Origin of the sequence: Pseudomonas sp. CROZ-RG-20F-R04-15 (genome assembly GCF_022662375.1) — a bacterium.
Taxonomy (GTDB): Bacteria; Pseudomonadota; Gammaproteobacteria; order Pseudomonadales; family Pseudomonadaceae; genus Aquipseudomonas.
This window is the reverse complement of sequence record NZ_JAKNQL010000009.1, coordinates 92,450-115,862: the sequence shown is the minus strand read 5'-3', so window position 1 is coordinate 115,862 and position 23,413 is coordinate 92,450. Positions and strand designations below refer to the sequence as shown.

The 23,413-nt window shown below is 60.1% G+C and carries 24 protein-coding genes and 1 other RNA gene; 8 read left to right on the top strand and 17 right to left on the bottom strand.

Annotated features, from left to right (window positions below):
• Positions 1-57 precede the first annotated feature (57 nt).
• The 7 genes from L8H52_RS15375 to L8H52_RS15345 all read right to left on the bottom strand — a co-directional run bounded on the left by L8H52_RS15375 (position 58) and on the right by L8H52_RS15345 (position 7,966).
• Complete coding sequence (locus L8H52_RS15375) at positions 58-1,674, bottom strand: iron ABC transporter permease (RefSeq protein ID WP_242207729.1); 1,617 nt, start codon at positions 1,672-1,674, stop codon at positions 58-60.
• Between the two features lie 254 nt (positions 1,675-1,928).
• Positions 1,929-2,933 (bottom strand): extracellular solute-binding protein, encoded by a 1,005-nt coding sequence (locus L8H52_RS15370; protein WP_242207728.1) that lies wholly within the window; start codon positions 2,931-2,933, stop codon positions 1,929-1,931.
• Positions 2,934-3,154: 221 nt separating this feature from the next.
• Entirely contained in the window at positions 3,155-4,372 is a 1,218-nt protein-coding gene (locus L8H52_RS15365) for a 2-octaprenyl-3-methyl-6-methoxy-1,4-benzoquinol hydroxylase (protein ID WP_242207810.1), read from the bottom strand.
• A gap of 9 nt (positions 4,373-4,381) precedes the next feature.
• Positions 4,382-4,867 (bottom strand): DUF4442 domain-containing protein, encoded by a 486-nt coding sequence (locus L8H52_RS15360; protein ID WP_242207727.1) that lies wholly within the window; start codon positions 4,865-4,867, stop codon positions 4,382-4,384.
• On the bottom strand, positions 4,860-6,047 hold the full coding sequence (gene ubiH / locus L8H52_RS15355) for a 2-octaprenyl-6-methoxyphenyl hydroxylase (protein WP_242207726.1): 1,188 nt from the start codon (positions 6,045-6,047) through the stop codon (positions 4,860-4,862). The genes L8H52_RS15360 and ubiH overlap by 8 nt, the downstream gene beginning before the upstream one ends.
• Positions 6,044-7,378, bottom strand: coding sequence for a Xaa-Pro aminopeptidase (gene pepP / locus L8H52_RS15350; protein WP_242207725.1), 1,335 nt, complete (start codon positions 7,376-7,378; stop codon positions 6,044-6,046). The genes ubiH and pepP overlap by 4 nt, the downstream gene beginning before the upstream one ends.
• A 27-nt stretch (positions 7,379-7,405) precedes the next feature.
• Positions 7,406-7,966, bottom strand: a complete 561-nt coding sequence (locus tag L8H52_RS15345; protein ID WP_123532641.1) for a YecA family protein — start codon at positions 7,964-7,966, stop codon at positions 7,406-7,408.
• A gap of 125 nt (positions 7,967-8,091) precedes the next feature.
• Here L8H52_RS15345 and L8H52_RS15340 point away from each other — a divergent pair, with 125 nt between their 5' ends.
• The 4 genes from L8H52_RS15340 to L8H52_RS15325 all read left to right on the top strand — a co-directional run bounded on the left by L8H52_RS15340 (position 8,092) and on the right by L8H52_RS15325 (position 9,509).
• Positions 8,092-8,301: a TIGR02449 family protein gene (locus L8H52_RS15340; protein WP_007911197.1), complete on the top strand. Its 210-nt coding sequence runs from the start codon at positions 8,092-8,094 to the stop codon at positions 8,299-8,301.
• On the top strand, positions 8,298-8,615 hold the full coding sequence (locus L8H52_RS15335; protein ID WP_034151990.1) for a cell division protein ZapA: 318 nt from the start codon (positions 8,298-8,300) through the stop codon (positions 8,613-8,615). The genes L8H52_RS15340 and L8H52_RS15335 overlap by 4 nt, the downstream gene beginning before the upstream one ends.
• A 30-nt stretch (positions 8,616-8,645) precedes the next feature.
• Positions 8,646-8,824: non-coding RNA, 6S RNA (ssrS, locus tag L8H52_RS15330), on the top strand.
• Between the two features lie 79 nt (positions 8,825-8,903).
• On the top strand, positions 8,904-9,509 hold the full coding sequence (locus L8H52_RS15325) for a 5-formyltetrahydrofolate cyclo-ligase (protein WP_242207724.1): 606 nt from the start codon (positions 8,904-8,906) through the stop codon (positions 9,507-9,509).
• Between the two features lie 36 nt (positions 9,510-9,545).
• On the opposite strand, the gene L8H52_RS15320 is transcribed toward L8H52_RS15325, so the two are convergent.
• A complete protein-coding gene (locus L8H52_RS15320) occupies positions 9,546-9,701 on the bottom strand; it encodes a hypothetical protein (RefSeq protein WP_095186895.1) in 156 nt (51 codons plus the stop codon).
• A gap of 198 nt (positions 9,702-9,899) precedes the next feature.
• Here L8H52_RS15320 and L8H52_RS15315 point away from each other — a divergent pair, with 198 nt between their 5' ends.
• Positions 9,900-10,352 carry an EVE domain-containing protein gene (locus L8H52_RS15315; protein ID WP_242207723.1) on the top strand — a complete coding sequence of 151 codons (453 nt, stop codon included), beginning with the start codon at positions 9,900-9,902 and terminating at the stop codon, positions 10,350-10,352.
• A 142-nt stretch (positions 10,353-10,494) separates the two neighbouring features.
• On the opposite strand, the gene L8H52_RS15310 is transcribed toward L8H52_RS15315, so the two are convergent.
• A complete protein-coding gene (locus tag L8H52_RS15310) occupies positions 10,495-10,902 on the bottom strand; it encodes a flagellar basal body-associated protein FliL (RefSeq protein ID WP_242207722.1) in 408 nt (135 codons plus the stop codon).
• Positions 10,903-11,052: 150 nt separating this feature from the next.
• On the opposite strand from L8H52_RS15310, the gene L8H52_RS15305 reads away from it, so the two are divergent.
• Positions 11,053-12,030, top strand: a complete 978-nt coding sequence (locus tag L8H52_RS15305; protein WP_242207721.1) for an NADPH:quinone oxidoreductase family protein — start codon at positions 11,053-11,055, stop codon at positions 12,028-12,030.
• Positions 12,031-12,036: 6 nt separating this feature from the next.
• Here the strand turns inward: L8H52_RS15305 and L8H52_RS15300 are convergent, their stop codons facing one another.
• Entirely contained in the window at positions 12,037-12,666 is a 630-nt protein-coding gene (locus tag L8H52_RS15300) for a flagellar basal body-associated protein FliL (RefSeq protein WP_242207720.1), read from the bottom strand.
• 223 nt (positions 12,667-12,889) lie between these two features.
• On the opposite strand from L8H52_RS15300, the gene glpT reads away from it, so the two are divergent.
• On the top strand, positions 12,890-14,239 hold the full coding sequence (glpT, locus tag L8H52_RS15295; protein ID WP_007911178.1) for a glycerol-3-phosphate transporter: 1,350 nt from the start codon (positions 12,890-12,892) through the stop codon (positions 14,237-14,239).
• On the opposite strand, the gene L8H52_RS15290 is transcribed toward glpT, so the two are convergent.
• From L8H52_RS15290 to L8H52_RS15260, 7 genes are all read right to left on the bottom strand, one after another.
• Complete coding sequence (locus L8H52_RS15290) at positions 14,215-14,883, bottom strand: gamma-glutamylcyclotransferase (protein WP_242207719.1); 669 nt, start codon at positions 14,881-14,883, stop codon at positions 14,215-14,217. The two genes, glpT and L8H52_RS15290, sit on opposite strands and share 25 nt — an antisense overlap.
• A 196-nt stretch (positions 14,884-15,079) precedes the next feature.
• Positions 15,080-16,048, bottom strand: coding sequence for a CDP-6-deoxy-delta-3,4-glucoseen reductase (locus tag L8H52_RS15285; protein WP_016985911.1), 969 nt, complete (start codon positions 16,046-16,048; stop codon positions 15,080-15,082).
• Positions 16,048-17,514, bottom strand: a complete 1,467-nt coding sequence (gene ubiD / locus L8H52_RS15280) for a 4-hydroxy-3-polyprenylbenzoate decarboxylase (RefSeq protein WP_034151998.1) — start codon at positions 17,512-17,514, stop codon at positions 16,048-16,050. The genes L8H52_RS15285 and ubiD overlap by 1 nt, the downstream gene beginning before the upstream one ends.
• An 80-nt stretch (positions 17,515-17,594) precedes the next feature.
• The gene (locus L8H52_RS15275; RefSeq protein ID WP_242207718.1) at positions 17,595-19,556 is read right to left on the bottom strand and encodes an acyltransferase family protein; all 1,962 of its coding nucleotides are present in this window, start codon (positions 19,554-19,556) and stop codon (positions 17,595-17,597) included.
• A gap of 127 nt (positions 19,557-19,683) precedes the next feature.
• Positions 19,684-20,943 carry a transcription termination factor Rho gene (gene rho, locus L8H52_RS15270; protein ID WP_003229334.1) on the bottom strand — a complete coding sequence of 420 codons (1,260 nt, stop codon included), beginning with the start codon at positions 20,941-20,943 and terminating at the stop codon, positions 19,684-19,686.
• A 249-nt stretch (positions 20,944-21,192) separates the two neighbouring features.
• Positions 21,193-21,522 carry a thioredoxin TrxA gene (gene trxA / locus L8H52_RS15265; protein ID WP_003206727.1) on the bottom strand — a complete coding sequence of 110 codons (330 nt, stop codon included), beginning with the start codon at positions 21,520-21,522 and terminating at the stop codon, positions 21,193-21,195.
• A 120-nt stretch (positions 21,523-21,642) separates the two neighbouring features.
• Positions 21,643-22,350 (bottom strand): FadR/GntR family transcriptional regulator, encoded by a 708-nt coding sequence (locus L8H52_RS15260; protein WP_242207717.1) that lies wholly within the window; start codon positions 22,348-22,350, stop codon positions 21,643-21,645.
• 256 nt (positions 22,351-22,606) lie between these two features.
• On the opposite strand from L8H52_RS15260, the gene L8H52_RS15255 reads away from it, so the two are divergent.
• Entirely contained in the window at positions 22,607-23,392 is a 786-nt protein-coding gene (locus L8H52_RS15255; protein ID WP_242207716.1) for a transporter substrate-binding domain-containing protein, read from the top strand.
• Positions 23,393-23,413 lie beyond the last annotated feature (21 nt).

The following is a 23,413-nucleotide window of genomic DNA, read 5'->3' as shown; positions in this document are numbered from 1 at the left end:
GTCAGACGAACCGCACCGAATGCCGCGCATTGTAGCCGCATGATTCAGGACTCACTACTAAGTGTTTCGGTGCGCCGAGCGACGGATCAAGCCAATGACCGGCAACAACCCGACCAGAACCAGGGTCAGCGCCGGCAACGACGCTCGTGCCCATTCACCTTCGCTGGTCATTTCAAAGATGCGCACGGCCAGCGTGTCCCAGCCAAACGGGCGCATCAGCAGGGTCGCGGGCATTTCCTTGAGCACATCGACGAACACCAGCAACGCCGCGCTCAGCGTGCCGGGCAGCAAAAGTGGCAGATACACTTTGAAAAACAGTCGCGGCCCACTGACACCCAGGCTACGTGCCGCTTCGGGCAAAGATGGCCGTATACGCGCCAGACTGCTTTCCAGCGGCCCGTAAGCCACCGCGATAAAACGCACCAGATACGCCATCAGCAACGCCGCCAGACTGCCGAGCAGCAACGGTTTGCCCGCACCCCCGAGCCAGCCCGAAAGCGGAATCACCAACTCGCGATCCAGATAACTGAACGCCAGCATGATCGACACCGCCAGCACCGAGCCCGGCAGCGCATAGCCAAGATTGGCCAGACCAACGCCGGAGTTGATCGCCTGCGTGGGTGCCAGGCGCCGGGCAAACGCCAGCAGCAAAGCAACGCTGACGGTAATCAACGCCGCCATGCCGCCCAGATAAAGGGTGTGCAGGATCAGCCCGGCGTAGCGTTCATCGAGATCGAAACGCCCGCGCTGCCAGAACCAGACAACCAGTTGCAGCACCGGAATCACGAAGGCGCAGGCAAACACCAGTCCGCACCAGCTCATGGCCGCGAGCGCCTTGAACCCGCGCAAGTGATACAGGGCTTTGACTCGTGGCCGCTCGTTGCTCGCCCGATTGGCGCCACGCGCACGACGCTCGCCATACAGCACCAGCATCACCACCAGCAGCAACAGACTGGCCAGTTGCGCCGCACTTGGCAGGCTGAAAAAGCCGTACCAGGTCTTGTAGATGGCCGTGGTGAAGGTGTCGAAGTTGAACACCGACACTGCGCCGAAATCAGCGAGGGTTTCCATCAGCGCCAGCGCTACGCCGGCGCCAATCGCAGGACGCGCCATTGGCAGCGCCACTCGCCAGAAAGCTTGCCACGGCGACTGGCCGAGTACTCGCGCGGCTTCCATCAGGCCTTTGCCCTGCGCGAGAAACGCGGTGCGCGCCAGCAGGTAAACGTAGGGATAGAAGACCAGCACCAGCACGATGATCACCCCGCCAGTGGAGCGCACGCGCGGCAGCCGCAGGCCGCTGCCGAACCATTCGCGCAGCAGGCTCTGTACGGGACCGGCGAAGTCGAGCAGGCCTACGAAAACGAAGGCCAGCACGTACGCGGGGATGGCGAACGGCAGCATCAGCGCCCAGTCGAGCCAGCGCCGGCCGGGGAACTCGCAGAGGCTGGTGAGCCAGGCGAGGCTGACGCCGAGCAGCGTCACACCGACACCGACGCCAACGACCAGCGTCAGGGTGTTGCCGAGCAGACGCGGCATCTGGGTTTGCCACAGGTGCGACCAGATTTGTTGGTCGATGGTCTGCCAGGAGAGCAACAGAACGCTCAGCGGCAACAGCACCAGCGCGGCGATGGTGAAGACGATGGGGTACCAGCGGCGTTGGGCGGGGTGGGCCACTTTTGGGTCTCTGGGGGGATTGGGTGTTCTTGAGAATAGGGTTTCAGGTTGATATTGCTGCCCTCACCCTAGCCCTCTCCCGGAGGGAGAGGGGACTGACCGAGGTGCTCATGCAAGCTACATCGACCTGAGATATCGAGCCGAACTCAGGTTTCGAAAACACTACAAGTCGGCTCCCTTTCCCCCCTCTCCCTTGGGGAGAGGGCTGGGGTGAGGGGCTGGATCTTGAAGCAGACAAGTTTATCGAAAAAGCCTCAATTCCAACCCGCCCGATCCATCATCCGGATCGCCTCGGCCTGACGCTTGCCCGCCACTTCCACCGGCAAGGTATCAGCAATGAACTTGCCCCACGCCGCCACTTCTTCCGAAGGCGCCACCGCCGGGTTGGCCGGGAATTCCTGGTTCACATCAGCAAAAATCTTCTGCGCCTCGGGCGTGGTCATCCATTCAACCAGAGCCTTGGCCGCTTCCGGGTGCGGCGCATGCTTGGTCAGACCGATGCCCGACAGGTTCACGTGCACACCGCGATCGGCCTGATTCGGCCAGAACAGTTTTACCGGCAGATCCGGCTTCTGCTTGTGCAGACGACCGTAGTAGTACGTGTTGACGATGCCGACATCACACTGCCCGGCATTGATCGCTTCAAGCACGGCAACGTCATCGGAGAACACGTCGGTGGACAGGTTGTTGACCCAGCCCTTGAGGATTTCCTCGGTCTTCGCCGCGCCATGGACTTCGATCATGGTCGCGGTCAGCGACTGGTTGTAGACCTTCTTCGCCGTGCGCAGGCACAAGCGCCCTTCCCAGTTCTTGTCGGCCAGCGCTTCGTAAGTCGTCAGTTCGCCCGGCTTCACGCGCTGAGTCGAATAGGCGATGGTCCGCGCACGCAGGCTCAAGCCGGTCCAGGCGTGAGTGGACGAGCGATACTGCAGCGGAATGTTGGCGTCGATGGTTTTCGAGGTGAACGGCTGCAGAATGCCCATCTGCTCGGCCTGCCAGAGGTTGCCGGCGTCGACGGTAAGCAGCAGGTCGGCGGTGGCGTTTTCACCTTCGGCCTTGATGCGCTGCATCAGCGGCGCTTCCTTGTCGGTGATGAACTTGATCTTCACCCCGGTCTTGGCGGTGTAGGCATCGAAGACCGGTTTGATCAGTTCATCGATGCGCGACGAGTAAACCACCACCTCATCAGCGGCCTGAGCCGTGGTGCTGCCGATCAGGGTCAAGGCCAGTGCGGTCAGAAGACGCTTGGGTGCCAACATGGGAGTGGTCTCTCGGTCGGAAAATGTGGGCCAAATGATAAGGACTCACATTTACCACCTCAATCGAACTCTTTTTGAAGGAGTTACCAGATGTTGCACAGCCTGAAATCTTTGGTGTCGGCTCTGGCCCCTTCGCGAGCAAGCTCGCTCCCACATTGGAATGCATTTCAAATGTGGGAGCGAGCTTGCTCGCGAAGGGGCCATCAGCCTCAATGGAGATGTCAGGGTTTGGCGAGTGCCGGCAGATCCCCGGTCAACCCCAACGCCTCCCGCACAAACAGCGCCTTCGCCTCCGGCATCTGCTCCACCAGCTTCAACCCGGCATTACGCAACCATCTGACAGGCAACGGATCCGCCTGGAACAACCGCTCAAAGCCCTCCATCGCCGCCATCAGCGCCAGGTTATGCGGCATGCGCCGGCGCTCGTAACGACTCAGCACCTTCACATCCGCCAAGCGCTCGCCACGCTCGGCCGCTTGCAACAGCACTTCGGCCAGCACCGCCGCATCAAGGAAGCCAAGGTTCACACCCTGCCCCGCCAACGGGTGAATGGTGTGCGCCGCATCGCCAATCAGCGCCAGACCTTCAGCCACATAACGCTTGGCGTGGCGCTGCCGCAGTGGCACACACAGTCGCGGATCAGCACTGATGACTTCGCCGAGACGCCCTTCAAAGGCACGTTCCAGCTCCCGGCAGAAATCCGCCTCATCCAGCGCCATCAAGCGTTCGGCCTCACTCGGCGTGGTCGACCAGACAATCGAGCACCAATCCTGCTGACCATGACGCTCCAACGGCAGAAATGCCAACGGCCCGTGATCGGTAAATCGCTGCCACGCGGTCATCTGGTGCGGCTTGCTGCTGCGCACACTGGTGACGATGGCGTGGTGCAGATAATCCCACTCGCGCGTCGCCACGCCGGTCAGGCGCCGCACTGCCGAGTTGGCACCGTCAGCGGCAATCACCAGCGGCGCACGCAACTGACGACCATCGGCCAGCGTCAGCAGCCAGTCATCGCCCGAACGACGCATCTGCTCCAGCCGCGCATTGGCGAGCATGCCCAGATCGCAATCGTGCAACCGGTCAAGCAAGGCGTCCTGCACCACGCGGTTTTCGACAATATGACCCAGCACTTCGGCATGCACGCTGCTCGCCGAAAAATGAATCTGCCCGGTGCCGCTGCCGTCCCAGACGTGCATGTCGGTGTACGGGCTGCTGCGCCGTGCGGCGATGCCGTCCCACACGCCGAGGCGTTCAAGGATTCGCTGGCTAGCCGCCGACAAGGCACTCACGCGCGGTTCAAACGCGGCTTCGGCGTCGAACGGTTTGACGCTCAGTGGGCTGCCGTCGAGCAGCAGGACTTCCAGCCCGCTGTCCTGCAACGCCAACGCCAGGGCGCTGCCGACCATTCCGGCTCCGACAATCAGCAGATCTGCGCGCATGTCCATGCTTTAAGCCTGTCTCGCTTGCGGCTTGAGCCGCACGTAAAGGGTTTTACCGACCCGCGCCACCAGATTGCCGGCGCCGTCATGAATGTCGACCTGCAACTGCGGCAGGTATTTCTCGCCATTGGCGGTTTGCCGGCGGATCTCGGCGAGCAAAGTCTCGTCGATCGTAAACCGGGCGAACACCGGGCCTTTGCCCGGCGCAATGAAATCGATGTCCGCAGCCTTGTCCCAGACGATGTACTTCGAGCCGAGGTTTTCCATGAGCATCAGCATGAAAAACGGGTCGACCATCGAATACAGGCTGCCGCCAAACTGGGTGCCGACGTAGTTGCGGTTGTACCAGCCAAGGCCCATCGATACCTGAACGTCGCGGAAGTCATCGCTGATGTGCCGAACTCGTACACCGGCGCCAAGATAAGGCGGGTAGAACGTCATCACCCAGCGCATCAACCGCGCCTTGCCGAATTTAGCGGTCAGCCACTTAAGCATCCGGACGCGTTCCCAAACCCATGGCCTGACGCGCAAACCAGCGCTTGGCCGGCGGCAGCAGATCGAGACCGAGCAAACCGATATTGCGACCCAGCGACACCAATGGCTGCGTGCTGCCGAACAGCCGCGTGACCTGATCGGAGAACCCGACGGTAAGGTCCTGATCCAGACGCTGACGCTCGCGATACGCCTGCAACGTGGCGAAGTCGCCCAGCGGCTTATCGCTGGCCAGCAACGCAGCGGCCAAGGCATCGGCGTCACGCAGCGACAGGTTGAAACCCTGCCCGGCTATCGGGTGCAGGCTATGCGCGGCATTCCCGAGCACGGCCAGATGCGAACGCACTTGTTCTTCGGCTTCGACCAGCGTCAACGGATACAAATGCCGCGCGCCAACCTGCTTCAGCGTGCCGAGGCGGTACCCGAACACGCCCTGCAACTCGCTGAGAAAATCACGCTCGCTCAAATCGGCCAGGCGCTGCGCGTCCATGCCCAGACGGGTCCAGACCAAAGCGCAGCGGTTTTCCGGCAGCGGCAGCAGCGCCATCGGCCCTTCGTCGGTGAAGCGCTCGAAAGCCATGCCGTTGTGCGCTTCGCTCGGGGTGATGTTGGCGATCAGCGCGCTCTGGTTGTATGGACGCTTGCGCACGTTGATGCCCAGTTGTTCGCGCAGCCCGGAGCGCCCGCCATCGGCAAGTACCGCGAGATCGCATTCCAGCGTGGTTTCATCGTTGAGGGTGAGGCGATAGCCGTCGGGCAACGGCTCCATGCGCGTGACTTCCGCCGGGCAGCGCCAGCTGATGACGTCTTTGTCGACGTGCTGCCACAGGCACTGGCCGAGCCAGGCGTTTTCCACAACATAACCGAGCGCTGGCACGCCCTCTTCCATCGCCGACAAACGCGCGGTGGAGAAACGACCACGATCAGAGACGTGAATCTGTTTGATCGGCTCGGCGCGGCGGGAGATTTCCCGCCATACACCGAGCCGTTGATAAATCTGCCGCGAGCCAAAGGACAGCGCCGACGAACGCGCGTCGTAGCTCGGCTGCCAGCTGTCGCCCGGAGCGAACGGCTCGATCAGGACGATCTTCCAGCCACGCGCCTTGGCCCCGGCCTGCAAGGCCAACGCCAGACTGGCGCCGACCAGACCACCACCGATGATTGCCAGATTGACTCGACTCATGCCGCGTGGGTCCTTGCTTGTGCCATCAGCGCTTCGATGTCGGCGACGGTTTTCGGCACGCCGCTGGTGAGGATTTCACAGCCCGTTTTAGTCACGACCACGTCGTCCTCGATGCGCACGCCAATGCCGCGCCATTTCTTCGCGACGGTCTGATTGTCCGGGGCGATGTAGATGCCCGGCTCGACGGTCAGCGCCATGCCGACTTCCAGCACGCGCCATTCGCCGCCGACCTTGTACTCGCCGACGTCATGTACATCCATGCCCAGCCAGTGACCGGCGCGGTGCATGTAAAAGGCTTTATAGGCTTCGCTGGCGATCAATTCGTCGACTTCGCCTTGCAACAATCCGAGCTTCACCAGCCCGCTGGTGATCACGCGCACCGTGGCTTCGTGCGCCTGATTCCAATGCTTGTTCGGCGCGATTTCAGCGAATGCGGCTTCCTGCGAGGCCAAGACCAATTCGTAAATCGCTTTCTGCTCGGGCGAAAACTTGCCGCTGACCGGCCAGGTGCGAGTGATGTCGCTGGCGTAGCAATCGATCTCGCAACCGGCGTCGATCAACACCAGATCGCCGTCCTTGAGCACCGCGTCATTCTGCTGGTAATGCAGGATGCAGCTGTTGCGCCCGGCGGCGACGATCGACCCGTAGGCCGGCATCTTCGCCCCGCCCTTGCGGAATTCGTAATCGAGCTCGGCTTCGAGACTGTATTCGTGGAGCCCGGCCCGACTGGCCTGCATCGCGCGGATGTGGGCTTGCGCCGAGATTCGTGCGGCTTCGCGCATCACCTTCACTTCTGCCGCTGATTTATACAGGCGCATGTCGTGCAGCAGATGATCCAGGGCAACGAATTCGTTCGGTGGCTGGGCGCCGAGGTGCGCCTTGGAGCGGATCACGTTGATCCAGTCCATCAGGTGACGATCAAATTCGGGGTTGCTGCCCATCGCCGAATACACCCGGTCGCGACCTTCGATCAGGCCCGGGAGGATGTCGTCGATGTCGGTAATCGGGAAGGCGTCGTCGGCACCGAAGTCGCGGATCGCGCCCTCCTGTCCTGCACGCAAGCCGTCCCACAATTCGCGTTCGGCGTTGCGTTCACGGCAGAACAACAGGTACTCGCCGTGCTCGCGGCCGGGCATCAGAACGATGACGGCTTGCGGCTCGGGAAAGCCGCTGAGGTACTGGAAATCGCTGTCCTGACGGTAGACATGCTCGACGTCGCGGTTGCGGATGGCCACTGCGGCGGCGGGCAGGATCGCGATGCTGTTGGGTTCCATCTGCGCCATCAGGGCCTTGCGGCGACGGCTGTATTCCGCTTTGGGGATATGGATCATGGGCAGATGGCTTTCCCTGGCACGCGATTAATGCAGCGACGGCTTGGCGGCTGGCGGTACGTCGGCTTTTTTGGTTTCCGAGAACAGCAGCAGCGGCGCGACGCGCAGGTACTCCATGACTTCCATGTAGTCGGTCTCGCCGTCTTCAGACTCTTCCAGCGCATCCTGCACCTGGGAAATGGCGGCCAGATCCTGCAGCACTTCGGTGGCTTCAGTGCTGAGCATGCTGCTGTCGCGGCAGTTCAGGCCGAACCCGCTGAGGAAGCCCTGGCACCACTCGCCCAGTGCAGCGGCGCGCTCGGCCAGCGGTGCGTCATCGGTCGGCAGCAGCAGGACGACAGTGACGTCGTCGCCGGTCAGCTCGCCTTTGACCATCTCTTGCAGGCCGATCAGGGCGTTGCGGACGTTGTCCTGAATGTCGCCTTCGAGCAGTTCGGCGGCATCGATCAGCCAGCCTTCGTTATCGAAGCCGGCACCGGCGCAACTGCGCCCGAGCAGCACACCGTGCAGTTCGGCAGGCGAGACGTTGTGGCCGCTGGAGGTCAGCAGGGTGGCAAAGGCTTGGTACGGGGAATTCGCAATGGTCATGGGCAGCTAGGCGCCAGACGGCGCTATGTCTAGAATGAAGGCCTTGTATCCTACATCGACAGACTCGCCAAGACTATTAAAGGCTGTCCGCCAGCTACCACCCATCAGACGAACACGTGGACACAATGGAAGACACCGACCTGCAAGCGCTGATGGCCAGACTCGAACTGCTGATTGGCCGAGTCGAGCAACTAAAGAGTCAAAATGCACTCTTACTAGCTCAGGAAAAGACCTGGCGCGAGGAACGCGCTCACCTCATTGAAAAAAACGAAATCGCCCGGCGTAAGGTCGAATCGATGATTTCGCGCCTCAAGGCCCTGGAGCAAGACTCATGAGTTCAAGCAATAGCGTTACCGTGCAGATCCTCGATAAAGAATATTCGATCATCTGCCCGCAGGAAGAACGCAGCAATCTGGTCAGTGCCGCCCGCTACCTCGATGGCAAGATGCGCGAAATCCGCAGCAGCGGCAAAGTCATTGGTGCCGACCGTATCGCCGTGATGGCCGCGCTGAACATCACCCACGACCTCTTGCACAAAGAAGAGCGTCCGGACATCCAGGCCAGCGGTTCGACCCGTGAACAGGTACGTGACTTGCTCGATCGTGTCGATCTGGTGCTCGCCGACGATCAGAACACCACCAAGGGCTGATTCGACTGGCCGCTTGCGGTATACTCGCGGCACTCCCTGGGGTGCTTGCCAGTTGACGATGTCCCTGAGCCGATTCGCACTACCCTGGAAGTTGCACGTTGGGCTGGTGTGCATGTCCGCTAGACGGAAAGCCTTAAAGTCTACTGCATCTTCCACCTTGAACTTTCGGGTTCAAGGGCTAAGTTGACAGCGGTTCATCCGGGGAGCCTGATTCGAATCCGATGTCGGTGAAAACCGCCATCGGATTTTTTATGCGTACGTTTTCGTCCAACCTGCCGAAGCCGAACCATGACCGAACCCGCGCTGCTGCCCCGCCCGCAACTCCGCCGCCTGCTGCGCAAGGCGCGCCGTTCGCTGAGCAAAAGCGAACAACGGCAAGCCGCCAAAGGCCTGTACCGGCAACTGGCACAAGACCCGCATTTTCGCCGGGCGAAACACATCTCTCTATATTTACCCACCGACGGTGAAATCGATCCGCGCCTGCTGCTGCGTGAAGCACAACGTCGGGGCAAATCGACCTACTTGCCGGTGCTCAGCGCCTGGCCGCGAACCAAGATGGTGTTTCAGCGCATCCGCCCCGGCGAGAAACTCAAACCCAACCGCTTCCGCATTCTCGAGCCACGGGCCAATCTGGCACAGCAACGCAAAGTCTGGGCGCTGGATCTGGTGTTGTTGCCTTTAGTCGGGTTTGACGATGTCGGTGGGCGGCTGGGGATGGGTGGCGGCTTTTATGATCGCAGCCTGGCGTATCTGGCCCGGCGCAAAAGCTGGCGCAAGCCGACGCTGCTGGGGCTGGCCCATGAATGTCAGAAGGTCGAACGTTTGGCGCAGGCAAGCTGGGATGTACCGTTACAAGGCACGGTCAGCGACAAGGCATGGTATTTCGCGGGATAGGACGCCGCGCAGAACAGCGGCGTCGAAGAAGCAGTTTCAGCGTTTGAAGGCTGTCGACTGTTGTACTTGTTGCGCGACTTCAATCGGCGCATCGGTCTTGTTCGACCACAGACTCTGCGCGTAACCGGTGGTCACGACGCCCAGGCCAAACAAAATTACCAAAGTCCATAGCAAATCCGGTTTGCGTTTCATCGATTGCCCCCCTCAAGGCACATCATCACGATGACAGCAGCGGTTTCCGTTCGTAGGCCGTGCAGCAGCGTCAAGCTTTAAAGGCCGGCATTTTGCGACAACGTGAACCTGCGCGCAAACGCTGACGTCAACCGACTGTCGGTTTGTCATAAAATTGCCCGACAACCTGCCCAATGACCGTTTCAGGAGCAAAAAACCATGGCCTATTGGCTGATGAAGTCCGAGCCCGACGAACTCTCGATCAAAGGTCTGGAAAAGCTCGGCAAAGCGCGCTGGGACGGGGTTCGCAACTATCAGGCGCGCAATTTCCTGCGGGCGATGGCGGTGGGCGATGAGTTCTTTTTCTACCATTCCAGTTGCCCGGAGCCGGGAATTGCCGGAATTGGCAGGATTATCGAGGCGGCGTACCCGGATCCCACCGCACTGGAGCCGGAGAGTCATTACTTCGATCCCAAGGCTACCCCGGAGAAAAATGCCTGGAGTGCGATCGATGTCGAACACGTCGAGACGTTTGCCCGGGTGTTGAAGCTGGACTATCTGAAGCAGCAGACCGAGTTGGCCGAGATGCCGTTGGTGCAGAAGGGATCGCGGTTGTCGGTGATGCCGGTGACGGCGGAGCAATGGGCGGCGGTGATTGCGCTCAAACCCTGAATTATCCTTCGCCTGACAAAATGCCTTCGCGAGCAGGCTCGCTCCCACAGGGATCTTCGCTGAACGCAAAAATGCGCATCATCACAAGTCCAGTATGGGAGCGAGCCTGCTCGCGAAGAGGCCCGCCCGGACAAAGAATGTCTTACTGAATGATCAGGTTGTTGAACAACAGATCTTCAACCACCGGCTTGCCGGTCTCGTCATTCATCACTTGCTGAGTCTGCTTCAACGCTTCCTGACGCAGCTTCTCTTTACCTTCGATGCTGCCCATCGCCTCGGTCGTCTGCTGAGTAAACAACGCTACCAGTTGATTGCGGATCAACGGTTCGTTGGCCTTGACCAGTTTCGCCGATTCCTCGCCGGTCACACGCAGCGCCACGTCGGCTTTGAAGACTTTCAGCTTCGGCGTGCCATCCAGGCCATAGTTGCCCACGAACGGCGGGCTCAGGGTGATGTAGCTTACCTTCGGCGCCTCGCCTTCTTTGGCTTCTTCGGCCAGCGCTGCCACAGGCAGAGACAGGGCCAGCAACAACATGATCCACGCTTTCACAATTCGCTCCTTATCCGGTTTGCGGCCTAGCATAACGACCCGCCGCGCAAGCACAAGCTTATGGCTGACTATCAGGGCCGGGCATGCTCGTTGACCCGTTGACTGACACACCTACACTTATCGGCCATCACTCCCAAAGGAATAGCCCTGATGAAAGCCGTGCTGTGCAAAGCCTTCGGCCCTGCCGAATCGCTGGTGCTGGAAGACGTCGCCAGTCCCGTCGCGAAGAAGAATGAAATCCTCCTGGACGTGCACGCCGCCGGGGTCAATTTCCCGGACACGCTGATCATCGAGGGCAAGTACCAGTTCAAGCCGCCCTTCCCGTTCTCGCCGGGTGGTGAAGCGGCGGGTGTGGTTCGCGAAGTCGGGGAAAAGGTCAGCCACCTCAAGGTCGGCGACCGGGTCATGGCCCTGACCGGTTGGGGCAGCTTCGCCGAACAGGTCGCGGTGCCGGGCTACAACGTGCTGCCGATCCCGCCGTCACTGGACTTCAACATCGCCGCCGCTTTCAGCATGACCTACGGCACCTCGATGCACGCCCTCAAGCAACGCGCCAACCTGCAACCGGGCGAAACCCTGCTGGTACTCGGTGCTTCCGGCGGGGTCGGTCTGGCCGCCGTGGAAATCGGTAAAGCCATGGGCGCTCGCGTCATCGCCGCCGCCAGCAGCGCCGAGAAACTCGCCGTGGCCAAGGCTGCCGGCGCCGACGAGCTGATCAACTACAGCGAAACCAGCCTCAAGGACGAAATAAAACGCCTCACTGATGGTCAGGGCGCTGACGTGATCTATGACCCGGTCGGTGGCGATCTGTTCGACCAGGCCATCCGCGCCATCGCCTGGAACGGCCGCCTGCTGGTAGTCGGCTTCGCCAGCGGTCGGATTCCGGAATTGCCGGTCAACCTTGCCCTGCTCAAGGGCGCGGCGGTGCTCGGCGTGTTCTGGGGCTCCTTCGCCCAGCGCCAGCCGCAGGACAACGCGGCGAACTTCCAGCAGTTATTCGGCTGGTTTGCCGAGGGCAAGTTGAAACCGCTGGTGTCGCAGGTGTATCCGCTGAGCAATGCGGCGCAGGCGATCAATGATCTTGGCCAGCGCAAGGCTGTCGGGAAGGTGGTGGTGAAGGTTCGCTGAGACTCTTCAACGACCGGGCGACGCCGCAATGTCGCCCGGCATCAGATGTTCCTGAACCTTTTCGCTCTGTGACCCAACCAGCTTTCCCTTGTCATCGAAGCGCAGAACGATCAGCCAGTCGTAAACATCCACCGGCCATTTCGGCTGGCCGATCAGTGCCGGACCATCGCCGCCGAAAGCGGCAATCAGTTTATTGATGTGGCCGTGATGCCAAGCGATCAACACGGTTTTCGCCTGATTGTTCTTGCGCAGCAGGCTGACCAGTTTGTCGACGTCGTTATTGGCGTAGGGCTGTTCGATGGGCAACTGCAGGCGCTGGGACAGTGGAATCAGTGTCTGACGCGGTCGGATGCTTTCCGGGCTGTCGGCGGTAGCGATCAGACGCTGGGGCGTGAGTGTCTGGTCGTCCAGCTGCAACGAGGTGAAATAGTCCGCGTAGGCAGCGGCGCGCTGTTCGCCCCGGGCATTGAGTTCACGGCCGACATCAGGCTTTTCCGCATGACGGACGATCAATACGGTGACATTGCGCAAGCCGGGCGCTGCAGAACCCTGTGCGAAGCTCAACACCAGTACTGAAGCAGTCACCGCAGCAACCATCAACAGTCTGGGCAATAGCCTGCGAACTTTCGGGGTCATCGTTTATCTCGCGAAATCAGTCGATCTGTAAATCGCGAGTCTAAGTCACAACGTCCCGAGCGCGACGAAAACGCCCTGTTCTTACAGCTGAGCGACAGGTTCATAAAGGAACGTGCGATTTCCAACATTTCCGCTGTTTTGCCAATGCGAACCGGTGCTATTTTCGGTAACGAAACTGTAACATTCGCATCCGCAGTCAAAACAAGAAATCTGGAGCTCTTGAATGTTTGCTTTCTTTCGTCCTGCCGCACATCAGGCTCCATTGCCTGAAGAAAAAATAGACAGCACGTACCGACGCCTGCGCTGGCAGATCTTCGCCGGTATTTTCTTTGGCTACGCCGGTTATTACCTGCTGCGCAAAAACTTTTCGCTGGCCATGCCGTACCTGATTGACGAGGGCTACAGCCGTGGTGATCTGGGTCTGGCGATGTCGGCGATCGCCATTGCCTATGGCTTGTCGAAATTCCTCATGGGCCTGGTGTCCGACCGTTCCAATCCGCGCTACTTCCTGCCGTTCGGCCTGCTGGTGTCGGCCGGGGTGATGTTCATTTTCGGTTTCGCGCCTTGGGCAACGTCCAGCGTGACCATGATGTTCATCCTGCTGTTCATCAACGGTTGGGCCCAGGGCATGGGCTGGCCGCCGAGTGGCCGGACCATGGTGCACTGGTGGTCGCAGAAGGAACGTGGCGGTGTGGTGTCCGTATGGAACGTGGCGCATAACGTCGGTGGCGGCCTGATCGGCCCGCTGTTCCTGCTCGGCATGGGTTTGTTCAACGACTGGCACGCGGCGTTTTACGTACCGGCAGCGGTGGCTCTGGGCGTGGCGGTGTTTGCCTTCATCACCATGCGCGACACCCCACAATCGGTCGGCCTGCCGCCGATCGAGAAGTACAAGAACGATTACCCGGAAGGCTACGACGCCAGCCATGAAGACGAATTCAGCGCGAAAGAGATCTTCGTCAAATACGTTCTGCGCAACAAAATGCTCTGGTACATCGCCATGGCCAACGTCTTCGTTTACTTGCTGCGCTACGGCGTGCTGGACTGGGCACCGACCTATCTGAAGGAAGCCAAGGGTTTCACCGTGGATAAAACCTCGTGGGCTTACTTTTTCTACGAGTGGGCAGGTATTCCGGGCACGCTGCTGTGCGGCTGGATGTCGGACAAGATCTTCCGTGGCAACCGTGGCCTGACCGGCATGGTGTTCATGGCATTGGTGACTGTGGCAACGCTGGTTTACTGGCTGAACCCGGCCGGCAACCCGACCGTCGACATGATCGCGCTGTTCTCGATCGGCTTCCTGATCTACGGCCCGGTGATGTTGATCGGCTTGCAGGCACTGGAACTGGCACCGAAGAAAGCCGCCGGCACGGCTGCAGGCTTCACCGGTCTGTTCGGTTATCTCGGTGGTTCGGTCGCGGCCAGTGCGGCGATGGGCTACACCGTGGACCATTTCGGCTGGGACGGTGGTTTTGTGCTGCTGGTGGGCGCTTGCCTGCTGTCGATGGCCTTCCTGGCCCCGACGCTGTGGCACAAGCAAGTCGCCAGTCAGAGCCGTGAAGCGGTCGCTTGATCGGCCTGTGATTGACAGCGTTTGAGCCGCGCCTCCAGATTGCGGTCTGGCATGGCGTGGCTGCGCAGGGCGTGGGCGGTCTGCTCGACATAATCGCGAGTGGTGCCGTAACGCCCGCTGGCGCTCTCGAACACCTGGCTCAGCACATGATCCGGCAAGTTGCCGGCATAGCTGGGCAGGTGTCGCTCCAACACGAATCCCAAGGCCTGCACCTGGCTACCGTCGGCGAGACGGCAATTGAGCCAGTGTGGCCGATAAGACGGCACCGGCATCTCGCGTTTCCACAGCGCATAGAGCGCCGCGTCAAGATTGTCCTCCGGCAAGCGATAAGCAAAGCCGCTGCAAGAACCGCCACGATCCAGACCAAACACCAGCCCCGGCATTTCCGGCGTACCACGGTGCTCGTGCGACCACAGGTACAAACCGCGATGGTAGCCATGCACGCGTCCGCGAACCCGCTCTACCGCCGAACACTCCGGGCGCCAGATCAGCGAACCGTAGGCGAACAGCCACACCGGCCCGCCCCTGTGGCGCGCCATGGTCGATTGCATGGAAGCGAGAAGTTGTTCGTGCGTCAGCTGCGGCCCAAGATCGAGCCGCGGAGGGTAATTCAAATTCAGAAAAGCGTTTTCAATGGCGCTCATGGCGAATAGCGTTCAGCTCCCCGCGGGTGAAGAATTACTTAATAGAACGCACCGTTGTAACAATAAGGCACATATGTTTTAAGGCAATTTGAGTGCCATGGCACAGTTCTTAATTGAATGCCTGATTGGTATATAACCTAGCGGTATTTATGCAATTACATAAATACCGATCGGCTATATAGCGAGTTATAAAAAATCAGGAGCGGGGGGCGTAAGCGAATACGTCCGCACGCATTTGATGGGCGTCCATCCCGGCTTCGACCAATGCGTCGAGCGTGCCGTAGACCATGGCCGGCGAGCCGCTGGCGTAGACGTGCAGCGGTTTCAGATCCGGGAAGTCTTCACAGACAGCCTCATGCAACATGCCGCAGCGCCCTTCCCAACCGCATTGATCGCTGACGACTTTGTGCAGGAACAGATTGGGTAATTTCAGCCATTCGTCCCAATGTTCGATCTCATAGAAATCTTCCGGACGGCGCACGCCCCAATACAGATGCACGGGGTGTTTGAAGCCGTTAGCGCGGCAGTGTTCGATCAGCGCGTGAATCTGGCCCATGCCGGTGCCGGCGGCGACCAACACCAGCGGCCCGTCCGGCAGCTCGGCCAGATGCGTATCACCGAATGGCAGCTCGACACGCACCATCGCGTTGCGTTGCAGCTGTTCGATCAGGCTCAGTGCACTGGCTTCGCGCGCCAGCACATGGATTTCCAGATCACGCCCGCCGTGCGGCGCCGAGGCCATGGAGAACGCTGATTTCTCACCATTCTCGCGCTCGATCATCAAATACTGCCCGGCGTGATAGCGCGGAGGCTTGCCGGCCGGCGCACGCAGGCGCACACGCCAAGTGTCGCCGCCGACGTCCCGGCATTCGATGACCTGACACGACAGGCTGCGCACCGGCAGTTCTCCCAGCGCGAGCACGCCATCCCACAGCAGGATGCAGTCTTCCAGCGGCTCGGCTATGCAAGTGTAGAACTCGCCATGGTCGTGCACTTTGCCATCCTGCGCGACGCGGCCTTCAACCAGCAACGCCGCACACACATGACAATTACCGTTGCGGCAGCTTTGCGGGCATTCGTAGCCCAAACGCCGAGCGCCGTCGAGAATCCGCTCACCGGGCTGTATCTCAAGCACTGCTCCGGAGGGCTGCAGGGTTACACGCATCAATCTATTCCTAACTGATTCCAGATGGCATCGATCCGTTGGGTGACGGCGTCGTCCTTGACGATCACGCGGCCCCACTCGCGAGTGGTTTCGCCCGGCCACTTGTGGGTGGCATCGAGGCCCATTTTCGAACCTAACCCTGAGATCGGCGAGGCGAAGTCGAGGTAGTCGATCGGCGTGTTATCGATCATCACCGTGTCGCGCTTGGGGTCCATGCGCGTAGTGATGGCCCAGATCACGTCGTTCCAGTCTCGGGCGTTGATATCGTCGTCAGTGACGATAACGAACTTGGTGTACATGAACTGTCGCAAAAACGACCAGACACCGAGCATCACGCGCTTGGCATGCCCCGGATACGACTTCTTCATGGTCACGATGGCCATGCGGTACGAGCAGCCTTCCGGCGGCAGGTAGAAGTCGGTGATTTCCGGGAACTGCTTCTGCAGGATCGGCACGAACACTTCGTTGAGCGCCACGCCGAGGATCGCCGGCTCATCCGGCGGACGGCCGGTGTAGGTGCTGTGATAGATCGGTTTGATCCGGTGGGTGATGCGCTCGACGGTGAACACCGGGAAGCTGTCGACTTCGTTGTAGTAACCGGTGTGGTCGCCGTACGGGCCTTCGTCGGCCATTTCGCCCGGATGGATCACGCCTTCGAGGATGATTTCGGCAGTGGCCGGCACTTGCAGGTCGTTGCCACGGCACTTGACCAGTTCGGTGCGATTACCGCGCAAGAGCCCGGCGAAAGCGTATTCGGAGAGGCTGTCCGGCACTGGCGTCACCGCGCCGAGGATGGTCGCCGGATCTGCGCCCAGCGCCACGGACACCGGGAACGGCTGACCGGGATGCTTCTCGCACCATTCGCGGTAGTCGAGCGCGCCGCCACGGTGGCTGAGCCAGCGCATGATCACCTTGTTGCGGCCGATCACTTGCTGACGGTAGATACCGAGGTTCTGGCGTTCCTTGTTCGGGCCTTTGGTGACGGTCAGGCCCCAGGTGATCAGCGGGCCGACGTCGCCGGGCCAGCAGGTCTGTACCGGCAGCATCGCGAGGTCGACGTCGTCGCCTTCGATGACCACTTCCTGGCACACCGCGTCTTTGACGACTTTCGGCGCCATCGAGATGATCTTGCGGAAAATCGGCAGCTTGGACCATGCGTCTTTCAAGCCCTTCGGCGGCTCGGGTTCCTTGAGGAACGCCAGCAGCTTGCCGATTTCGCGCAGCTCGCTGACCGACTCGGCGCCCATGCCCATCGCCACCCGCTCAGGGGTGCCGAACAGGTTGCCGAGCACCGGGATGTCGTAGCCGGTGGGCTTTTCGAACAGCAGCGCCGGGCCCTTGGCCCGCAGCGTGCGGTCGCATACCTCGGTCATTTCCAGCACCGGCGAGACGGGAATCTGGATGCGTTTCAACTCTCCGCGCTGCTCAAGCTGCTGCACGAAATCCCGAAGATCCTTGAATTTCATTGACGATGGCACCCTCAAAATAGGCGTACATCCTACCTGCTCTGACGGGCAAACAGCAGCCCGTCAGAGCCTGGCATCAATCAATTGTCGCTGGTACCCAGCATCAATGGCGCAAACAACGGGCTCAGTCTGGCGCTGCCAACGTCCGAAAGATGATCCGCATCCTTGTACTGCGAGTGGCCGTCGACATCGATGGCGCACAAGCCGTCCTTGCACATCAGCGGCGTCGGATCAATGACATGAATGCCGGAATCAGCGGCGCTCATCGAGCCGAACAATGAAGTGAAAAACTGCTGGCGAGCCAGGTGCTCGTTGAGCGGGCGACCGAGACCCTCTGCCGAACGGCCGATGCGTGCCAGACTGGTCAGACGGTCGATGAAGCTCTTGTGTTGCAGCGGCACTTCCTTGAACAGCCAGACTTGCACACCCGCTTCACGCAGTTCGGCCACTTGCGCCTTGAGCGCGGCAGCCATGCGCTGCTCTGCCTGGCGAGGGTTGTCCTTGCGATCAAGCAGGAACTGCAGATCGCCATCGCCGTCTTCACGACCATAAACGTACAGGCTCCAGTTCGCCGCCAACACCACGTCCTTGATCCCCAGACTCGTGACGCGATCCATGTTGCGCTGGTTGAAGTCTTTGCACTGAGGGCGCAGGTGGTCATCGATGATCGGCGGGCACCCGGTCAAACTGTACAACCACACCGGCTGCACGTTGCGCCCGGCATTGCCTTCGATGGCCGGCAACAATGCAGCGGCGTGACTGTCGCCCCAGAACATTTTTGTCGCCTTGATATTTTGATCACCGCCCACAAGGCAGGATTTGGTCAAAGCCTTGTCCGTGCTCAAGTGCATGCAGTTCGATTGCCCGGCGTTCCACTCGCGCGATTGCGCATATTCCAGTGCCTTACCGGTCAGACGCTGTGGAACACCGTCTGCCGAGCGAATCGCCGAGCCGGTAATCGCCAGAACCGTGATCGACACCAGACCGCCGACCAACACCGAATTACGACTGGCGAACACGCGTTTCTCACGAAACGGCAGTTCGATGTATCGAAGGCTCAGCCAGGCCAGCGCCAATGCCAGAGCCATCCACCCGACCGCCTCCAGCGGCTGAATGCCGTCGATGGAAATCGCGTTGGCATACACGTAAACCGGCCAATGCCACAGGTACAGCGAATAGGAGAGCAAGCCAATCCACACCAGAACGCGGACACTCAACAACCGGCCCGCCCACGTTGGGCCATGTGCGCCCGACCAGATCAGCGCCGTCGTGCCCAATACCGGCAGCAGTGCAGCCCAGCCCGGGAACACCGTGGTCCTTTCGAAAGTGAACACCGCCACCAGCACTGCCGCCAGCCCGGCCAGGCCAACGGACTGACGCAGCCATGGCCGCGCGACATGCTTGGGCACAGGGATTACTGCCAGCATCGCCCCGCAGAGCAACTCCCAGGCACGGGTCGGTAGCGCGAAAAAGGCAAATTCAGGTCTGCGCTCGATGTAGATGATGTTCAAGCCGAACGACACCAGCAGCACGGCAAACAACATCCAGCGCCAATGACGGACGTAGCGCATCAGCAACACCATCAGCAGCGGGAAGAAAATGTAGTACTGCTCTTCCACCGCCAGCGACCAGGTGTGCAGCAACGGCTTGAGTTCCGAAGCGGGCTCGAAGTAGCCGTCCTCGCGCATGAACAGAATGTTGGAAATGAACAGGGACTGGTAACGAATCGTGCGTCCCAGCTCAGCCAGGTCTTTGGCCGTCAGCAACAGCCAGCCTAATGCCAGCGTCACCACCACAACCACAGTCAATGCCGGCAGGATGCGCCGGGCGCGACGCCCCCAGAAATCGAGGAAACTGAAGCGCTGGGCACTGATTTCGCGGAAAAGGATCGAGGTGATCAGGAAACCGGAAATGACAAAAAAAACATCGACGCCGACAAAGCCGCCGCTGAATGTATTGAAGCCGAAATGAAACAGCACGACGGGAATAACCGCCAGCGCCCTTAATCCGTCGATATCACGGCGATTGCCAAACGTGTGCATAACCTTTCTTATCCTTGTAGGTACAAACCGCTCCAGACAAGGACAGTAGCGCGTTACGAAAGTTATGCGGCGCGTACGCAAAAAAAAACGCCCCCTTTCGGGAGCGTTCTTTTTTACAGCGTGTGTATTACTTGCGCTTCATCGACAAGAAGAACTCGTCGTTGGTCTTGGTCGTCTTCAGCTTGTCGACCAGGAACTCGATGGCAGCCACTTCGTCCATCGGGTGCAGCAGCTTGCGCAGAATCCACATACGCTGCAATTCGTCATCGGCGGTCAGCAACTCTTCGCGGCGGGTGCCGGAACGGTTGATGTTGATCGCAGGGAACACGCGCTTCTCGGCGATCTTGCGATCCAGAGGCAGTTCCATGTTGCCGGTACCCTTGAACTCTTCGTAGATCACTTCGTCCATCTTCGAACCGGTTTCAACCAGCGCGGTGGCGATAATGGTCAGCGAGCCGCCTTCTTCGATGTTACGCGCAGCACCGAAGAAACGCTTTGGCTTCTCCAGGGCGTGAGCATCGACACCACCGGTCAATACCTTGCCGGAGCTCGGGATCACGGTGTTGTAGGCACGGGCCAGACGGGTGATGGAGTCGAGCAGGATCACCACGTCTTTCTTGTGCTCGACCAGGCGCTTGGCCTTCTCGATCACCATTTCGGCAACCTGCACGTGACGGGTCGGCGGCTCGTCGAAGGTCGAGGCAACCACTTCGCCGCGCACGGTGCGCTGCATTTCGGTCACTTCTTCCGGACGTTCGTCGATCAGCAGCACGATCAGATGAACTTCAGGATTGTTACGGGCTATGTTCGCTGCGATGTTCTGCAGCATGATCGTTTTACCGGCTTTCGGCGGTGCCACGATCAGACCACGCTGGCCTTTGCCGATCGGGGCGCACAGGTCGATCACACGACCGGTCAAGTCTTCGGTGGAACCGTTGCCGGCTTCCATCTTCATGCGCACGGTCGGGAACAGCGGGGTCAGGTTCTCGAAGAGAATCTTGTTTTTCGCGTTCTCGGGACGATCGAAGTTGATCGTGTCGACCTTGAGCAGGGCGAAGTACCGCTCGCCTTCCTTCGGAGGGCGGATCTTGCCAACGATGGTGTCACCGGTGCGCAAGTTGAAGCGGCGGATCTGGCTTGGCGAGACGTAGATATCGTCCGGGCCGGCCAGGTAGGAAGCGTCAGCGGAGCGCAGGAAGCCGAAGCCGTCCTGGAGAATCTCCAGCACGCCATCACCGGAGATTTCCTCGCCGCTTTTCGCGTGCTTTTTCAGCAGGGAGAAAATCACGTCCTGCTTGCGCGAACGGGCCATATTTTCTATGCCCATCTGTTCGGCCAATTCGAGCAGTTCGGTAATCGGCTTTTGCTTGAGTTCAGTCAGATTCATATAGGAATGACGTAATCATTTATGGAGGGGGGGAAATTAAGCTTTTGGCTTAATGAGGCCGCGCCGCGGAGAAGGCGACAGGATCGCGAACTAATTCGAAAAGGAGTGCGTCGGCGACGGCTAGCAGGGGGCAGTGGAGAAACCAGTGCGGGGCCGAATGTACCACCTGAGTTTCGGAGCGTCTAGCCCTGAATACGCAAAAAGCCCCGCTAATTGCGGGGCTTTTTTTCAGGCACTTTACAGCGACGCTTAGATGTTGGCGTCGAGGAAAGCAGCCAGTTGCGACTTCGACAGGGCGCCGACCTTGGTCGCCTCAACGTTGCCGTTCTTGAACAGCATCAGTGTCGGGATACCACGCACGCCGTGCTTGGCCGGGGTTTCCTGGTTCTCGTCGATGTTCAGTTTGGCAACGGTCAGCTTGCCTTTGTAAGTCTCGGCAATCTCGTCCAGAACCGGAGCGATCATTTTGCAAGGACCGCACCATTCAGCCCAGTAATCGACCAGGACAGCGCCTTCGGCCTTGAGTACGTCGGCTTCGAAGCTAGCGTCGCTAACGTGTTTGATAAGATCGCTGCTCATGGAATTCTCCAGGTTGTAAGCAAAAAAACGTGGCCCATCATAGCCGCCCTTCCCCTGTTCAGGAAGCCGCAGTTGATTGAGTCTTGCTATGGCACTCGATGAGTTTGGGTATAGCTCAAGTCACGCCGTGGCGGGGGCAATGAAGGAAATTCCAGTGCGCAGGGCGGCGTTGCGCACGTGTTCCTGCATGGCTTTTTGTGCCGCGCCCGACGCCCGGCGTGCGAGGGCCCGGAGGATCTTGCGGTGTTCCTGCCAGGTTTCCATCGCACGTTCGGCGCGGATGAACGGTAGTTTCTGGCTCTCCAGGAACATCTCGGCGCTGGCGGTGAGGATGTTCAGCATCGCTTGATTGCCGCTGGCCAGCAGGATCCGTCGGTGGAATTCAAAGTCGAGTTTCGCCGCTGCTTCAAAGTCACCGGCCTTCAATTGCTCGCGCATGGCTGCGACATTGTCTTCCAGCGCATCCAGATCGAATGTGCTTAACGTCACCGCCGCCAGCCCCGCCGCAAAACCTTCGAGCGCATAGCGCAACTGAAAGATATCCAGCGGCGACGCCTGCGCCGCAAACGACCAGCCCGGCGCGCTGTCGCCGCGCGACAATTCCACTGGCGCCTGCACGAAAACGCCTTTGCCTGGCTGAATACTGACCACACCCAACGCACTCAGCGACGACAGCGCCTCACGCAACGATGCCCGACTGACACCCAGTTGCAGCGCCAGATCTCGCTGCGACGGCAAGGCATCGCCCGCGCCGAAACCTTGTTCGGTGATCAGTTTGCGGATCGCTTGCAGCGCCACTTCGGGTACCGCACGGGAAATCGAGTTCATGGTTTTTCAGACGCGCCAGGCCAATGTGCGGCTAGTTGTAAAGCTATTTGTCGAGTCCGGCAAGTCGTGCCCCAGCGGGGTTCGGTGCTGCGGAGCAATGCGCGATAGCGGTGCGAAAAACAACCTTACTGTTCAGACCAGTAAGACCGAACAAAGCCGCTGGAACTGCGGTCTGCGGGGGCGAAAACCACGTCTTGGCACGGCGCATGCTCTGTCCGATCGCAGAAATCACTTCTCGCCGATCCGGAGATTGTCCATGACCAAGCGTTACAGCGCCCTCCTCGCCGCTCTGTTTTCCTCTCTGTTGCTCAGCCAGGTCCCGGCTCACGCCGACGGTCTCGACGATGTGGTCAAACGCGGCACACTGAAAGTCGCCGTGCCGCAAGACTTCCCGCCGTTTGGCTCGGTCGGCCCGGACATGAAACCGCGCGGCCTCGATATCGACACGGCAAAACTGCTGGCTGATCAACTCAAGGTCAAACTCGAGCTGACCCCGGTCAACAGCACCAACCGCATCCCGTTCCTCACTACCGGCAAGGTCGACCTGGTGATCTCCAGCCTCGGCAAAAACCCCGAGCGCGAGAAAGTCATCGACTTCTCCCGCGCCTATGCACCGTTCTACCTCGCCGTGTTCGGCCCGCCAGACGCTGCGATCGCCAGCCTCGATGACCTCAAGGGCAAGACCATCAGCGTCACCCGTGGCGCCATCGAAGACATCGAGCTGAGCAAAGTCGCCCCCGAAGGCGTGACCATAAAACGCTTCGAAGACAACAACTCGACCATTGCCGCCTACCTCGCCGGGCAAGTCGACCTGATCGCCAGCGGCAACGTGGTGATGGTCGCGATCAGCGAGAAGAACCCGAAACGCGTGCCGGCGCTGAAAGTGAAGCTCAAGGATTCGCCGGTCTACGTCGGCGTGAACAAGAACGAAGCAGCGCTGCTGGCCAAGGTCAACGACATCCTGACCACCGCCAAGGCTGACGGCGCACTGGAAAAGAATTCGCAGACCTGGCTGAAAGAGCCGCTGCCGGCCGATCTCTGATCGACTGCGCGGGAGACCTTC

What these genes read in the sequence shown, in the direction of transcription:
- L8H52_RS15340 (WP_007911197.1), top strand. Translation starts at nt 8,092, where the DNA reads ATGGAAGACACCGACCTGCAAGCGCTGATGGCCAGACTCGAACTGCTG.
- L8H52_RS15305 (WP_242207721.1), top strand. Translation starts at nt 11,053, where the DNA reads ATGAAAGCCGTGCTGTGCAAAGCCTTCGGCCCTGCCGAATCGCTGGTG.
- L8H52_RS15290 (WP_242207719.1), bottom strand. Translation starts at nt 14,883, where the DNA reads ATGAGCGCCATTGAAAACGCTTTTCTGAATTTGAATTACCCTCCGCGG.
- L8H52_RS15315 (WP_242207723.1), top strand. Translation starts at nt 9,900, where the DNA reads ATGGCCTATTGGCTGATGAAGTCCGAGCCCGACGAACTCTCGATCAAA.
- L8H52_RS15360 (WP_242207727.1), bottom strand. Translation starts at nt 4,867, where the DNA reads ATGCTTAAGTGGCTGACCGCTAAATTCGGCAAGGCGCGGTTGATGCGC.
- L8H52_RS15260 (WP_242207717.1), bottom strand. Translation starts at nt 22,350, where the DNA reads ATGAACTCGATTTCCCGTGCGGTACCCGAAGTGGCGCTGCAAGCGATC.
- ubiH (WP_242207726.1), bottom strand. Translation starts at nt 6,047, where the DNA reads ATGAGTCGAGTCAATCTGGCAATCATCGGTGGTGGTCTGGTCGGCGCC.
- ubiD (WP_034151998.1), bottom strand. Translation starts at nt 17,514, where the DNA reads ATGAAATTCAAGGATCTTCGGGATTTCGTGCAGCAGCTTGAGCAGCGC.
- pepP (WP_242207725.1), bottom strand. Translation starts at nt 7,378, where the DNA reads ATGATCCATATCCCCAAAGCGGAATACAGCCGTCGCCGCAAGGCCCTG.
- L8H52_RS15370 (WP_242207728.1), bottom strand. Translation starts at nt 2,933, where the DNA reads ATGTTGGCACCCAAGCGTCTTCTGACCGCACTGGCCTTGACCCTGATC.
- L8H52_RS15320 (WP_095186895.1), bottom strand. Translation starts at nt 9,701, where the DNA reads ATGAAACGCAAACCGGATTTGCTATGGACTTTGGTAATTTTGTTTGGC.
- L8H52_RS15345 (WP_123532641.1), bottom strand. Translation starts at nt 7,966, where the DNA reads ATGACCATTGCGAATTCCCCGTACCAAGCCTTTGCCACCCTGCTGACC.
- L8H52_RS15365 (WP_242207810.1), bottom strand. Translation starts at nt 4,372, where the DNA reads ATGCGCGCAGATCTGCTGATTGTCGGAGCCGGAATGGTCGGCAGCGCC.
- rho (WP_003229334.1), bottom strand. Translation starts at nt 20,943, where the DNA reads ATGAATCTGACTGAACTCAAGCAAAAGCCGATTACCGAACTGCTCGAA.
- trxA (WP_003206727.1), bottom strand. Translation starts at nt 21,522, where the DNA reads ATGAGCAGCGATCTTATCAAACACGTTAGCGACGCTAGCTTCGAAGCC.
- L8H52_RS15300 (WP_242207720.1), bottom strand. Translation starts at nt 12,666, where the DNA reads ATGACCCCGAAAGTTCGCAGGCTATTGCCCAGACTGTTGATGGTTGCT.
- glpT (WP_007911178.1), top strand. Translation starts at nt 12,890, where the DNA reads ATGTTTGCTTTCTTTCGTCCTGCCGCACATCAGGCTCCATTGCCTGAA.
- L8H52_RS15285 (WP_016985911.1), bottom strand. Translation starts at nt 16,048, where the DNA reads ATGCGTGTAACCCTGCAGCCCTCCGGAGCAGTGCTTGAGATACAGCCC.
- L8H52_RS15255 (WP_242207716.1), top strand. Translation starts at nt 22,607, where the DNA reads ATGACCAAGCGTTACAGCGCCCTCCTCGCCGCTCTGTTTTCCTCTCTG.
- L8H52_RS15335 (WP_034151990.1), top strand. Translation starts at nt 8,298, where the DNA reads ATGAGTTCAAGCAATAGCGTTACCGTGCAGATCCTCGATAAAGAATAT.
- L8H52_RS15275 (WP_242207718.1), bottom strand. Translation starts at nt 19,556, where the DNA reads ATGCACACGTTTGGCAATCGCCGTGATATCGACGGATTAAGGGCGCTG.
- L8H52_RS15325 (WP_242207724.1), top strand. Translation starts at nt 8,904, where the DNA reads ATGACCGAACCCGCGCTGCTGCCCCGCCCGCAACTCCGCCGCCTGCTG.